12 protein-coding genes are annotated in these 13,737 nt (G+C 58.9%); 6 read left to right on the top strand and 6 right to left on the bottom strand.

What is annotated here, in order from left to right; translation table 11 throughout:
- Window positions 1-6: 6 nt before the first annotated feature.
- A complete protein-coding gene (trmD, locus tag ACZ5RG_RS09340; RefSeq protein ID WP_464446905.1) occupies window positions 7-804 on the top strand; it encodes a tRNA (guanosine(37)-N1)-methyltransferase TrmD in 798 nt (265 codons plus the stop codon).
- Between the two features lie 116 nt (window positions 805-920).
- The gene (rplS, locus tag ACZ5RG_RS09335) at window positions 921-1,304 is read left to right on the top strand and encodes a 50S ribosomal protein L19 (RefSeq protein WP_019430381.1); all 384 of its coding nucleotides are present in this window, start codon (window positions 921-923) and stop codon (window positions 1,302-1,304) included.
- Between the two features lie 175 nt (window positions 1,305-1,479).
- On the opposite strand, the gene ACZ5RG_RS09330 is transcribed toward rplS, so the two are convergent.
- Both ACZ5RG_RS09330 and orn read right to left on the bottom strand, forming a co-directional pair.
- Complete coding sequence (locus tag ACZ5RG_RS09330) at window positions 1,480-3,591, bottom strand: DEAD/DEAH box helicase (protein WP_312261772.1); 2,112 nt, start codon at window positions 3,589-3,591, stop codon at window positions 1,480-1,482.
- Window positions 3,592-3,843: 252 nt separating this feature from the next.
- On the bottom strand, window positions 3,844-4,434 hold the full coding sequence (orn, locus tag ACZ5RG_RS09325) for an oligoribonuclease (RefSeq protein WP_298600170.1): 591 nt from the start codon (window positions 4,432-4,434) through the stop codon (window positions 3,844-3,846).
- Window positions 4,435-4,499: 65 nt separating this feature from the next.
- On the opposite strand from orn, the gene ACZ5RG_RS09320 reads away from it, so the two are divergent.
- The 3 genes from ACZ5RG_RS09320 to rsgA are packed head-to-tail and all read left to right on the top strand — an operon-like array spanning window position 4,500 to window position 7,054.
- Entirely contained in the window at window positions 4,500-5,759 is a 1,260-nt protein-coding gene (locus tag ACZ5RG_RS09320) for a M48 family metallopeptidase (RefSeq protein ID WP_312261770.1), read from the top strand.
- Window positions 5,756-6,067, top strand: a complete 312-nt coding sequence (locus tag ACZ5RG_RS09315) for a 4a-hydroxytetrahydrobiopterin dehydratase (protein WP_298600165.1) — start codon at window positions 5,756-5,758, stop codon at window positions 6,065-6,067. Before ACZ5RG_RS09320 ends, ACZ5RG_RS09315 begins: the two co-directional genes overlap by 4 nt.
- 6 nt (window positions 6,068-6,073) lie before the next feature.
- Window positions 6,074-7,054: a ribosome small subunit-dependent GTPase A gene (gene rsgA / locus ACZ5RG_RS09310; protein ID WP_464446904.1), complete on the top strand. Its 981-nt coding sequence runs from the start codon at window positions 6,074-6,076 to the stop codon at window positions 7,052-7,054.
- A gap of 10 nt (window positions 7,055-7,064) precedes the next feature.
- Here the strand turns inward: rsgA and ACZ5RG_RS09305 are convergent, their stop codons facing one another.
- Window positions 7,065-8,033, bottom strand: coding sequence for a CobD/CbiB family protein (locus ACZ5RG_RS09305; protein ID WP_298600159.1), 969 nt, complete (start codon window positions 8,031-8,033; stop codon window positions 7,065-7,067).
- A gap of 7 nt (window positions 8,034-8,040) precedes the next feature.
- Window positions 8,041-8,706, bottom strand: a complete 666-nt coding sequence (locus ACZ5RG_RS09300) for a CoA pyrophosphatase (RefSeq protein ID WP_464448193.1) — start codon at window positions 8,704-8,706, stop codon at window positions 8,041-8,043.
- A 155-nt stretch (window positions 8,707-8,861) separates the two neighbouring features.
- Between ACZ5RG_RS09300 and ACZ5RG_RS09295 the strand changes: the two genes are divergently transcribed.
- Window positions 8,862-9,800 carry a hypothetical protein gene (locus ACZ5RG_RS09295; RefSeq protein ID WP_312261767.1) on the top strand — a complete coding sequence of 313 codons (939 nt, stop codon included), beginning with the start codon at window positions 8,862-8,864 and terminating at the stop codon, window positions 9,798-9,800.
- 163 nt (window positions 9,801-9,963) lie between these two features.
- Here the strand turns inward: ACZ5RG_RS09295 and ACZ5RG_RS09290 are convergent, their stop codons facing one another.
- Window positions 9,964-10,971: a class 1 fructose-bisphosphatase gene (locus ACZ5RG_RS09290; protein ID WP_464446903.1), complete on the bottom strand. Its 1,008-nt coding sequence runs from the start codon at window positions 10,969-10,971 to the stop codon at window positions 9,964-9,966.
- Between the two features lie 26 nt (window positions 10,972-10,997).
- Window positions 10,998-13,721, bottom strand: a complete 2,724-nt coding sequence (gene pepN, locus ACZ5RG_RS09285; protein ID WP_464446902.1) for an aminopeptidase N — start codon at window positions 13,719-13,721, stop codon at window positions 10,998-11,000.
- Window positions 13,722-13,737: the final 16 nt, after the last annotated feature.

Here is a 13,737-nt window from a genome sequence, read left to right as displayed (position 1 = left end):
ATCCCCATGCGCTTTGACATCATCACCCTGTTTCCTGAACTGTTTGCGCCGCTGTTGACCAGCGGTATCACACGCCGTGCCTACGAAAGTGGCTTGGTTGATGTGCGTTTGTGGAACCCCCGCGACCATGCCGAAGGCAATTACCGCAGGGTGGACGATCGCTCTTTTGGCGGCGGTCCTGGCATGGTCATGTTGGCTGAGCCCTTGTTCAAGTGCCTCACGGCCATTCGTGCAGAGCGTCAAGAAGTCGCAGCTGCGCCCTTGCTGCTGTTTTCCCCGATTGGTCAGGCCCTCAACCACACCGCCGTAGCGCAGTGGTCTGACAGCGCTGGTGCTGTGTTGTTGTGTGGCCGCTACGAAGGCGTCGACCAGCGTTTCATTGACCAGTATGTGGACCAGCAAATCAGCTTGGGAGACTTTGTGCTGTCGGGCGGGGAAATCGCAGCCATGGCTTTGCTGGACGCGGTGGCCCGATTGCAGCCGGGTGTGCTTAACGATGAAGGCAGCCACCAGCTGGACAGCTTCAATCCCGCACTGGATGGTTTGCTGGACAGTCCGCATTACACGAGGCCTGAGGTTTGGCAAAACCAATCCGTTCCGGCTGAGTTGATGTCAGGCCACCACGCACACATCGCACGTTGGCGACGCGAGCAAAGTCTTCGTTTGACGTCGTTGCATCGTCCGGAATTGCTGGAACAAGCCCGTTTGTTGGGCCAGTTGAGTCGCCAGGATGAGGCTTACCTCAAAACGAGCCAGAGCCGCGCGGATATCGAAAATCCCAGTCACGGTTCTAAAAAGCTATAATCAAAGGCTTTTCGATCCTCTACCCGCCGCGATTTGGCTCAGTCATGCATTTAGCATGGCCTTTACAGCACAGAACGCCCCTTGTGTAGCGAGGCATGATCGGACGGAGTTCAAAAATGAATTTGATTCAAACTCTTGAGCAGGAAGAAATTGCCCGTTTGGGTAAAGTGCTTCCTGAATTTGCCCCCGGCGACACCGTGATCGTCAGCGTCAACGTGGTTGAAGGCGCGCGCAAGCGCGTCCAGGCCTACGAAGGTGTTGTGATCGCCAAGCGTAACCGTGGTCTGAACAGCGGCTTCACCGTGCGCAAGATCTCCAGTGGCGAAGGCGTGGAACGTACGTTCCAGACCTACAGCCCTGTGATCGCTAGCATCGAAGTCAAGCGTCGTGGTGATGTTCGCCGCGCCAAGCTGTACTACCTGCGTGACCGCAGCGGCAAGTCGGCACGTATCAAAGAAAAGTTGCCACAGCGCAAAGCAGCACCCGCTGTCAAAGCGTAAAGCCTTTTCGGCCATGCGAAAAAACCGCCCGGGTTTACACCCAGGGCGGTTTTTTTATGGCCGGTTCTAAACCATGAGTCATGAAACCGTCAGGCCATGAAAAAAGGCCTTGCCGGTGAAGGCAAGACCTTTTCAAGGACCTTGAAGTCCAAGGCTTAGCCCTGGAACAGCATGATCAACCGCGTGTGATTTTCAGCACACGGGTGCCGCCGCGTTTGCCCGCAGGGCCTTCGCCAGCTGCGGCGTGGGGTTTGAAGTTGCTGGCACCAAATTGCTTGGGGCCACGACCAAACTTGTCACCAGCAGCGCCAGCACCAGCGCCGCGAGGTGCTGGGCGAGCGGCATTGCGGTTGTCGCCGCCGCGATCTTCCCAGCGACCGCCTTGGCGGGGACCATCTTGACGAGCGTCTTGACGTGGAGCAGGGCGGCTGTCACCGCGATCCCAAGGGTGGGCTGGGGCAGCACGCTGCTCGAAGCGGTCACCGCCACGGTTGTCATTGCGGTTGTCACCGCGGGGCGCGTCAAAACGGCCACCTTCTTTGCGCTGATCGAAGCGGGGTTCGCTGCGTTGCTCAAAACGGGGTTGTTCGTCGCGGAAGTTGCCTCGTGGGGCGCGGTTGTCGAAACCACCGCCATCGCGGTCACGGTTGCCGCCAAAGTCGCGACCACCAGCGGGTGGACGACCACCGCGGAAGCCGCCGCCTGCGTTGGCGTAGTTGCGTTCGCCACCAAAGCGGTCACCGCCACGGCCCATGGGCTTGCGTGCTTCGGGCATGCGCACTTTGGGCTCCAGGCCTGGAATCACTTCGGCCTTGAATGGCTGGCGTGTGTAGGACTCGATGTCACCGATCTTGCGACGGTCACGGATCTCGGCAAAAGTCACGGCCAGGCCATCGCGCCCAGCGCGGCCTGTGCGGCCGATGCGGTGGGTGTAATCCTCGGCCTTCATCGGCAAGCCGAAGTTGAAGACGTGGGTGATGGTGGGCACGTCGATGCCGCGAGCAGCCACATCGGTGGCAACCAGAATCTGGACTTGGCCATTGCGCAGCGCCATCAAACGGCGGTTGCGCATGCCTTGGCTCAAGGCGCCGTGCAGGGCCACAGCCGAGAAGCCGTCTTGCTGCAAGTCTGCGGCCAAGCCGTCACATTCGATTTGGGTGCTGGAGAACACGATGGCTTGGTCGATCGTGGCGTCGCGCAGCCAATGGTCGAGCATCTGGCGCTTGTGTTGCGCGTTGTCGGCCCAGAAGAGCACCTGCTTGATGTTGTTGTGCTTTTCTTGGGGGTTGTCGATCTGGATTTTCTGGACCGAAGAACCACCGTCGTGCATCACGCGCATGGCCAGTTGTTGAATGCGAGGCGCAAACGTCGCACTGAACATCATGGTCTGGCGACGCTGGCTGGTCATGTCGTTGATGTCGGCCAGGTCGTCCGAGAAGCCCAGGTCAAGCATGCGGTCGGCTTCGTCCACCACCAAGAACTGGACTTGGTCCAGCTTGATTTGCATGGAGCGTTGCAAGTCGAGCAAACGGCCTGGGGTGGCCACGACCAGATTGGCGTTTTGCAGCTTGGCAATTTGCAATTGGTAAGGAATGCCACCGACCACGTTGGCCACGCGCAGGCCACGTGTGTGCTTGACCAGTTCGATGGCGTCTTGCGCCACCTGTTGAGCCAATTCACGGGTAGGGCACAGGATCAGGGCGCCGGGTGTGGGGGCCTTGAAGTTGCGTGGGTTGGTCGGGTCTTTGCGCTTGGAACGCTTGGGGGCTGGCTCGCCTTTGGCAACGGCATCGGCGCAGGCTTGTTCAAACTCGGCGCGCTCAGCGGCTTCTTGTTCGGCCATCTGCTGAATCAAGGTGTGCAAAACGGGCAGCAAGAAGGCCGCGGTTTTGCCGCTGCCGGTCTGGCTAGAGACCATCAGGTCGGTGTAGCCATTCGATTTGCCGTCTTTGGAGCCGCCCGCAGTGGGCAAAGCCAAAGGAATGGCGCGCAGTTGCACGGCGGTGGGCTGTGTGTAGCCCAGGTCAGCCACGGCTTGCACCAGTTCCGGGGCCAGGCCCAGTTCGACGAAACCATTGGGCACGTCGGCGGCTGCTTCAACCTCGGTCACTGCTTCGGCGGAAGCCTCTGCAGCAGGGGTATCTGCAGGCGTGATTTCGGCAGCAGCAGCGACCATGATTTCAGTGGCCAAGTTGGCCGCTGGCGTCACGGATGCGGACTCGGAAGAGATGGAAATGTTTTCGGCAGGCGACAAGTCGTCCTGCACTGTGTTCAAAGTGTCAGTCATGTGTGTAAAAAAACTCGCACGGAACAGCGGCCGCAAGGTATTGCTTAGGCCGCAGGCACCGCAAGGTTGAAAAAACATCAACCATCAAACGGTGCTCGCGAGAGGCGCTGGGCGTGGAGCCTGGCCGCTGTGAGTGACCCTATCGTTGGGTCAAGGCGTGAAGGGAGATGTATGAAACGCCGCACTCTTGTGCAGCGAGCCGCAAATTATGGCATGGATCAGAAAAAAACGCTAGGGTTTTCCCTGAAAAATTCACAACTTGATGAAATGCTCGCGGTAATGCGCCAATTCATCGATGGATTCGTGCACATCGGCCAGCGCCGTGTGCTTTTGTTGCTTCTTGAAGCTGGAATACACCTCGGGCTTCCAGCGGCGTGAGAGTTCCTTGAGGGTGCTGACGTCGAGGTTGCGGTAGTGAAAAAAGGCTTCCAGCTTGGGCATGAACTTGACCAAAAAACGGCGGTCCTGGCTGATGGTGTTCCCGCACAAGGGCGATGCGCTCTTGGGCAGGTACTTTTTAAGGAACGTGAGAATTTGCTCCTCGGCATCGGTTTCGCTGGTAGTGGAGGCTTTGACTTTGTCGATCAAGCCGCTTTTGCCATGCGTGCCCTTGTTCCAGGCGTCCATCTTGTTCAACAGTTCATCGCTTTGGTGGATGACCAAAACTGGGCCTTCGATGCGGGGCGTCAAGTGGGGGCCGGTCACGATGACGGCAATTTCCAGCAGGCGTTCTTTTTCCGGATCGAGTCCGGTCATTTCGCAATCGATCCAGACCAAATTTTGGTCTGATTTGGGCAATTCAATCACTTCGGCTGCGGTGGAGGGGGTGTGGGCTTGAGACATGCTTGGATTGTCGCTGATGCCAATGGCCCGGAGCGTGATTTCAATCTGCCCTACACTTTGCGCCCATGAATGCATCCCTCACTTTGACCCTGACGCTCGTGTTTGCCTTGCTCGCGCATGTGGCGCTCAAGTTCTGGCTCAATGCCCGCCAGGTCAGGCATGTGTCACTGCACCGAAGTGCTGTGCCTGCCACCTATGCCGATACGGTATCGCTGGCAGACCACCAAAAGGCGGCTGATTACACCCTCGCCAAGGCCCGCTTGTCGCAAATAGACATTGCATTGGATGCCGCAGTGCTGCTGGGCTGGACACTGCTCGGAGGACTGGATGCCTTGAACCAGGTTTTGCTGGACTGGATGGGCCCTGGCATGGCGCAGCAAATCGCGTTGGTATTGGGGTTCAGTTTGGTGGGCGGCTTGATCGGCTTGCCCTTGTCGCTGATGCAAACCTTTGGCGTAGAGCAGCGTTTTGGGTTCAACAAAATCACGTCCAAACTCTGGCTGGCGGACATGGTCAAAGGCCTGGTTTTGGGCCTGGCACTGGGCATGCCGCTGCTGTGGGTGGTGCTTTGGTTGATGCAGGTCGGCGGGGCTTGGTGGTGGCTTTGGGCGTGGGGCGTTTTGGTGGGGTGGCAGCTGTTTTTGATGGCCATCGCACCCAATGTCATCATGCCGCTGTTCAACAAGTTCACCCCGCTGGACGATGAATCTCTCAAGACCCGTGTGCAGGCTCTGATGCAGCGCGCAGGCTTCACAGCCAAAGGCTTTTTTGTGATGGACGGCAGCCGCCGTTCTGCTCATTCGAATGCATTTTTTACTGGCTTTGGTGCCAGCAAACGGGTGGTGTTTTTTGACACCTTGCTCAAGCAACTGAGCCCATCCGAAATGGAAGCGGTGCTGGCTCACGAACTGGGGCACTTCAAGCACAAGCACATCGTCAAGATGATGGCGACGAGCTTTGCGTTGACCTTGGCTGGCCTGGCACTCTTGGGCTGGTTGGCCCAGCAGGTCTGGTTTTACACAGGCCTGGGGGTCATGCCCAGCTTGACAGACAGCAACAATGCGCTGGCACTGGTGCTGTTCATGCTGGTGACCCCTGTGTTCACTTTGTTCTTTGCCCCTGTTGCGTCCTGGCGCTCACGTCAACAAGAGTTCGAGGCCGATGCTTATGCGGTTTCTCAAACCCCCGGCCAGGATTTGTCGTCGGCCTTGCTCAAGCTTTACCAAGACAACGCATCGACTTTGACGCCTGATCCTGTGTACGTGAAGTTTTATTATTCGCACCCTCCTGCGAGTGAGCGTCTGCTGAGGATGAAAACCGCATGACCCAAGCTGAAGTTCGCGCCCTCAAACCCACTGAAATTGTCTTGGCGCTCAGCCAGGTGACGGGCTGGACATTGTCGGGCGATGGCGAGTTCATCGCGATTGAAAAAACCTTTGAATTTACCGCGCATGCCCATGCGCTGTTGTTCGTCAACAGCGTTGGTTGGTTGTCTGAAAAACTCAAGCACCACCCCGAGCTTGTGCTCAATCACCGTCGCTGTGTTGTCCGTTGGCGCACGCACGATGTGCGAGGCCTGAGTCGTCTTGACTTTGATGCCGCCACCCAAACCGATACCTTGTTACCGACATGAAACTTCATGAGTAAACCCAAACAACGCCCGATCACGCCACTGGCTGGCGATCTGGAGCCCGGTCTGGTGGTGGCCACTTACGGTCGGCATTGTCTGGTGGAGACACCCGAAGGCAGACGCCTGATTTGTCACCCACGTGGCAAGAAGAACCAAGTGGTGGTGGGCGACCAAGTGCTGTGGCAAATTGCGGGTGACGAAGGCAGCATCGAAAAACTGCAAGACCGTCGCAATCTGTTTTACCGCCAAGATGAAATTCGCACCAAATCTTTTGCGGCCAACTTGGACCGTGTGCTGATCTTGATCGCTGCCGATCCCGAGTATTCGGAAAGCCAACTGTCGCGGGCCTTGGTGGCCGCTGAGGCCGAGCGCATCACGCCCATCATCGCGCTCAACAAAAGCGATCTGGCGCAGCCCTTTGCCCAAGCCTGGGAACGCTTGGCCCCTTACCGCGCCATGGGTTACAAGGTGATGCCCATCAGCCTGAGTCCGCGCAGCCCAGTGGCCGATGACGGTGTGCAGGCTTTGTGCGCACTTTTACAGGGCCTGACGACCTTGGTGCTGGGGCCATCCGGCAGCGGCAAAAGCACACTCATCAACCGCTTGGTGCCAGATGCGCAGGTGGAAACGGGTGAAATCTCGCTGGCACTCAACTCGGGCAAGCACACCACCACCAGCACGCGCTGGTATTGGGTGCCCGCACTCGACACACCCAACGCAGCCCATGCCGCCAGAACGGCCTTGATCGATTCACCCGGATTTCAGGAATTTGGCTTGCACCACATCGAGCCGACCCGACTGGCCGACTGCATGCCCGACTTACGCGCCCATGTGGGAGGCTGCAAGTTCTACAACTGCACGCACTTGCATGAGCCCGGTTGCGCCGTGCTCGCACAGGTTGAAAACGAACAGCAAACCGGCACCATCAGCGTGCGGCGTCACCGCATCTATGCGCAGTTGTTTGAAGAGTTGAGTCAGCAGCGCTGGTGAAGACGCTGTGTCAGCCCACCAGATTGGCCATGGTGAGCAAGGCCACCAGCACCAACCACATGATCACTGTGCGCCAGACCAAGCCGACCACTTGGGCAAAGTGAGCCACCTCGGGCGTTCGGCCTGGAGTGCTGTTTCCGCCAGGGGTGACGTTGGTTTCGTCGTCTTCATCGGTCGCTTGCAAGGGCGCTCCACCAAGGCGGATGTTGATGGCACCCGCTGTCGCAGCCAGGATCACCCCATCGTTGTCGTCTGGAAAGTTTTGTGCGTGGTTGCGCCAGCCGTCCATGGCATCTTCAAAGCTGCCCACAATCGCAAAACCCATGGCGGTCATGCGCGAAGGCAGCCAATCCATGGCTTGCCATGCCCGCGAGGCCACGGATTGCAGCGCTTCACTCATCACGGAGCCGTCGTCTTCGGTCGGTTTTTGCCAGCGGCGTTGCGCCAACTCGGTCAGGCGATAAACCACGGCACCGACAGGCCCCAAGCCAATGATCGACAGTGCTGCGTACCAAAAGAAAACACCAAACACGTGCCTGTGCGCAGCGATCATGGAGTATTCGATGACATGCCGCACGATTTCGCTACGCGGTATTTGGCCGACTTGCACTTGTTGCCACTCGGCCAGTAATTCGCGGGCTTGGGTTTCATCGCCGTCTTCCAGAGCTTCGCGGATGGCCGTGAAGTGGTGGCTGAACTGCCTGAATCCCAAAGTGATGTAAAGCAGTGCGACATGCCAGATCACGGCAGACAACCAGCCCAAACCCCACTCGAGCCCCCAGTGCACCAGCATCGCCACAAGCGCCGGGCCAATCACCGTGATGCCCCAAGTGATCCAGGCCTGGTGTCGCACCCCTGCATCAAATGTGCGGGCCACCCAGGCGACCCAGCGTTCCACGGTGGTGTAGATCACATTGACGGCATTGAGCGGGCGCGCTTGCTCCAGTACCAAAGCCAACAGGATTGCAAAAAAACTCATGGCATTCTCATTCCACTGGGTTGACCACTAAAAATCGATAGAAGTTACGAAGCATAGCGGCTGTAGCACCCCAAATGAAGCGCTCGACAAGGTCGATCTGACCATCTGCTGCACACCGTGGCTCTTGGTATGGCATTGAAAACCAATGTCGCTGGGTACCTTGCCATTCAAAGGCATGGCGACGGTGGTGTGCCGGATTCATCAAGAAAGCCAAGGGCACCTCAAAAATATCCTGTACTTCGTCGGCGTTGGGTGCCAGCTCAAATTCGGGTGACACCAAAGCAATCACGGGGGTGACCCAAAAAGCAGTTCCGGTCACATAAACCGGCAATTCGCCAATGACCTGAACATGCTTGGGGCGCAGGCCCACTTCTTCGTGGGCTTCGCGCAGCGCAGTGGCGTGTCTGCTGGTGTCTTGCGGGTCGACTTTACCGCCAGGAAAAGCGATTTGCCCTGAGTGTGTCGACATGTGGTTGGCCCGCTGGGTGAGTAAAACCGTGGATTCCGAGAATTCAGGCCCACGCAGCACGATGGGTACCAAAACCGCGGCATGGGCGGGCGATCTGTTGGTGAAAGAAGTTTCCCGTTCGACTTCAGGCTGCCAGATGGGGGGCTGCGCGAACCGGGCTTTCAGTGCGGCAGGCAACAAGTGCGCAGACGGCACCGCTGGCATATCGTGATCGATGCGCCAAATCGGAACATTGCGGGGGTCAAAAGACAAAGGTTTTGGCACAGGCGGTATTTATAACCGACCGCGGACGGCCAGCTTTAGAATGGCCGACGTTGCACTTTTTAGCAGCGCTATTTTTATTGATTTAGGTTGACACCATGAAGCGTGATTATTTTTCTCCAAGCACCTCGTCCGATCGCCGTTTTGGCGAACACCGCTCCGGCACCTGCATGGCGCTGATCGATGGCCGGTTCCTGATCTGGATGGCGCAACAAGGCGCTGTGGGTGCCACGGGCGAGTCGGTGAATCGCCAAGGCTTGCTCAGTTTGCTGTCGCAAGCACTGTTGCATGCCGGGCTCGATGTCGACTTGCGCCGTATTTATTGGTACAGCGACCGATCGGATGGCTTGATCATCGACGACCAGATCGTGCGCCTGGTGCAAACCCACGATGCCGATGGTGGCGCTTCCTTGCTCCGTTCCTTGGGCCATGACCTCAAGCAACTGGCTGAGCACCATGCCTGTGACCATGTGTTGGTGGCCAGCGACGATGAGCGGTTTTTGGCCACCATCGACGAAGCCCAGTTGAGCGGTGTGAGCGTGCATTTGCTGGCCGATGAATCGGCGCGCAACATGCCTCAAATGGTGCGCACCGATCCGGGTTGGGCCCGCTTGTTGGCCCAAGGTGACCGCCGTGTGGTGGTCAACTCGCAAGCCCTGGCCGACATGCTGCAAGGCAAATTGCCCACAGGCATGGGTTTGGCACTGGAAGATGTAGAAGAGCTGCGCAAGTCGATGCATGAAGTCATCACCGCTTGGTGGGCCGATGAGCCTGAAGACCTGCGTGAAGACCTGCGCGATGCACTGCAGATCAGCCGAGGCATTCCGCAAGAAGTGGACCGCCAACTCTTGCTGCGCATGCGCCAGCGCCTGGCCCGCGCCTTGAGCTTGCCGGAGAAAAAGATGTTGCGTGAAACACTGCGTTCGGTGGTGGCCGAACCCTCCGTGGCCTCTTCAGCTGCCGCTGGATCGGCACCTGGATCGACGCCTGCAACGATATTGCCAGGCCCCGACTTTCCGCCTGACAGTGACGCGTAAATCAACGCTGCGGGCCGCAGGGTCTGCCGCACAAAAAAAGCCCTGACTCGCAAGAGTCAGGGCTTTTTGTTGGGGGTACTGAGCAGATGAAGGTCCGGACCCCATTTTTTATGTCGATGCAGTCGAACTCAAAAATGGCGCGGCATCGGCTGCTCTCTGCACCTTATGGTTTGGCGTGGTACTGCGTCAATCGCTCGACTTCATTTTTCGAGCCCAGCACCACGCTCACGCGTTCGTGAAGTTGGCTCGGTTGCAAGTCGAGAATGCGCTCCTTGCCGTTGGTGGATGCGCCTCCTGCTTGCTCGATCAGCCAGCTCATGGGGTTGGCTTCGTACAGCAGGCGCAGTTTGCCGGGCTTGTGCGGTTCGCGTTTGTCCCAGGGGTACATGAACACACCGCCACGGGTCAGGATGCGGTGCACGTCGGCCACCATGCTGGCGATCCAGCGCATGTTGAAGTCCTTGCCGCGTGGACCTTCTTTGCCTTGCAGGCATTCGTCAATGTAGCGGCGCACGGGCTCGTCCCAGTGGCGCATGTTGCTCATGTTGATGGCGAACTCTTTGGTGTCGGCGGGCACTTGCACGTTTTCCTGTGTCAGTACGAAGGAGCCTTGTTCGCGGTCCAGCGTGAACATGGCCACGCCATCGCCCACGGTGAGCACCAGGGTGGTTTGTGGGCCATAGACGCAATAGCCTGCAGCCACTTGCTGCTTGCCTGGCTGCAGGAAGTCCTGTTCCGTCACGCCTTGGCCTCCTTCGGCTTTTTTGAGCACGCTGAAGATGGTGCCAATGCTGACGTTGACGTCGATGTTGGACGAGCCGTCCAACGGATCAAACAGCAAAAGGTATTCGCCTTGCGGGTAGCGGTTGGGCACCAAATAGATGCTGTCCATTTCTTCGGAGGCCATGGCCGCGAGGTGTCCGCCCCATTCGTTGGCTTCGAGCAGCACTTCGTTGGCGATGATGTCCAGTTTCTTTTGCACCTCGCCTTGCACGTTTTCGCTTTCGGCGCTGCCCAAAACACCGCCCAGAGCGCCTTTATTGACGGCGTGGCTGATGCTTTTGCAGGCGCGAGCGACCACTTCGAGCAACAAGCGCAGGTCAGCCGGGATGTGGCCTTTGTCGCGTTGTTGCTCCACCAAGTAGCGGGAAAGGGAGATTTTGTTGCTCATGTTCATTCCTCGGGTTCAGTGTGCTGTCAGGTGCTGCTCAGGGCGCGGCTGATCACCTCGCGCACATCGTTGGAGAGGTCGGCCTTGGCCGCCACACGCTCGATCGCCACGCGGGCGGCGCTGCGGTAGGGCTCGGCCAGTCGGCTCCAGCGGTCCATGGCGCGGGCCAGGCGGGCGGCTACTTGCGGGTTGATGGCATCCAAGGCGAGCACTTGTTCGCTCCAGTAAACATAACCTGCTGCATCGGCACGGTGGAAACCGGCGGGGTTGGCGCTGCAATAGCTGAAGATCAAACTGCGTGCGCGGTTGGGGTTGCGCAGGCTGAAGTCGGCGTGCTGCATGAGTTGGCGTACACGGGGCAAGACATCGCCAGCGCGGTCGGGTGCTCCGGCTTGCAAGGCAAACCACTTGTCGATCACCAAGGCTTCGTGCTGGAACAGCTTGTGGAACAGGGCCAGTGCGTCTTGTGCCAGGACATGGCCGCTGACCACCAACGCCGACAAGGCGTTGAAGCGGTCGGTCATGTTGCTGGCGTCCTTGAACTGCTGGTACACACGGCCGGGTGTGACGGCGTCACCGCTGTGCACGGCTGCCACGCACAGCATGCCCATGGCCAACCCGGCCAATGCGCGGCGACCACTCGACTGGGCATCGGGTGAGTAAGCGCCGTTGTTCTTGTGTGCGTCCCAAGCCCATTGCCAGTCGGCTTGCAAGGCCGTGGCCAGTTGCAGGCGCATGTTTTCTCGCAGCGCATGCACGCGCTGTGGGTCCACCACGTCCAGCTGGTCGGCGATGTAGTTTTCTGACGGCAGTGTGAGCGCCAGGTCTTTGAACGCGGCATCCAGTGTGGGGTGGCGCAGCACGTTGCGCAAGGCCGCGACCAGCGCTTCGGACAGCACAGGCTGACCCTTCAGGTCCTTGTTCTGCTGGATGGCATCGGTGGCGCTTTGCAGCATCAGGCGTTGGCTGGCTTCCCATTGGTTGAATGGGTCGCTGTCGTGGGCCAGCAAGATCAGCAGATCGGCCGCCGACAAGCCGTCTTCCAGCACCACGGGGGCGCTGAAACCTCGCAGCAGCGAGGGCACAGGTTCGCTGTCAATGTTGATAAAACTGTAGCTGGCGCTGGCTTCGGTCAGTACCAAGGTTTGCTGCGGCACCTCATCAGATGCACCTGCCAGTTGCAAGGGCAGGGCCTGACCATCGCGGCTGAGCAGGCCCAGCGTGACCGGGACGACGAAGGGCGCTTTGCGGTCTTGGTCTGGCGTGGCGGGGCAACTTTGGCTGAGGGTGAGCGTGTAAGTGCGCTCGGCAGCGTTGTATGCCCCTGAGGCCTGAAGGCGTGGCGTGCCCGCTTGGCTGTACCAGTGTTTGAACGCGGCCAGGTTGTGCGCCAGTGCCGAGCCGGGGTTGGCATCGGCAATCGCTTGCGCAAAGTCGTCACAAGTCACAGCTTGGCCATCGTGGCGCTCAAAGTAGAGCTTCATGCCCTTGGCAAAGCCGTCGCGCCCTTGCAGGTCAGCGGGCGTGGCCACAAGAGTCTGCATCATGCGAACGACTTCAGAGCCCTTTTCGTAGATGGTGACGGTGTAGAAGTTGTTGATTTCCACATAGCTGTCAGGGCGCACCGGGTGGGCCATGGGGCCTGCGTCTTCGGCAAATTGCACCGTACGCAGCACGCGCACGTCTTCGATGCGCTTGACGGCGCGGGCGCTGGTGTCGCCTGCCATGTCCTGGCTGAATTCCTGGTCGCGGAAAACCGTGAGGCCCTCTTTGAGTGACAGCTGGAACCAGTCGCGGCAGGTGATGCGGTTGCCCGTCCAGTTATGGAAATATTCGTGACCGACCACGCTTTCGATGTTGCCGAAATCCATGTCGGTGGCAGTGGCCGGATTCGCCAAAACGTACTTGGTGTTGAAGATGTTCAGGCCCTTGTTCTCCATCGCGCCCATGTTGAAGTCGCTGGTGGCGACGATCATGAAGCGCTCAAGGTCCAGCGGCAGACCAAAGCGGGCTTCGTCCCAGGCCACGCTGGCCATGAGCGAGTTCATGGCGTGTTCGGTCTTGTCCAGGTCGCCGGGGCGCACGAACACCTGCAACAAATGTTCTTTGCCACTGCGGCTGATGATGCGCTGTTCGCGTGCGACCAGTTGGCCCGCCACCAGTGCGAACAAATAGCAAGGCTTTTTGTGCGGGTCGACCCACTTGGCAAAGTGGCGTCCGTCGTCCAGTGTGCCTTGCTCAAGCAAGTTGCCGTTGGACAGCAGCACCGGGTATTTGGCCTTGTCGGCACGCAAGGTGACGGTGTAGCTGGCCATCACATCGGGGCGGTCCAGAAAGTAGGTGATGCGGCGAAACCCCTCGGCCTCGCACTGCGTGAAGAACGAATCGTTGCTGACGTACAAACCCATCAGTTGGGTGTTCTTCTCAGGGTTGCAGGTGGTGAAGATTTCCAGATCGAAGCCCTCTTGGCCCCCATCTTCCAAGCTCGGCAGGTTTTCCAGCACCAGCTGGCCACCGTCCATCTTGAACGAAGTGCCCGCGCCATTCACCAGCACGCGTGCCAGGTTCAGGTCTTCGCCGTCCAGGCGCAGCGGCTGGGCCGCCACATCCGGATTGCGGCGCAGGCGCATTTTGTTCAATACGCGGGTCTTGGCCGGGTCGAGGTCGAACGTCAGATCGACCGTGTCGATCCAGAAAGCCGGGGCGGCATAAGCCTCCCGGTGAATCGCGGTGGGTTGTCCTTCACGCATCACTAACTCCGATTTG

This window comes from Limnohabitans sp. TEGF005, assembly GCF_055394835.1.
The sequence above is the reverse complement of the archived record's forward strand: the minus strand, read 5'-3'. Positions and strand labels throughout refer to the sequence as shown.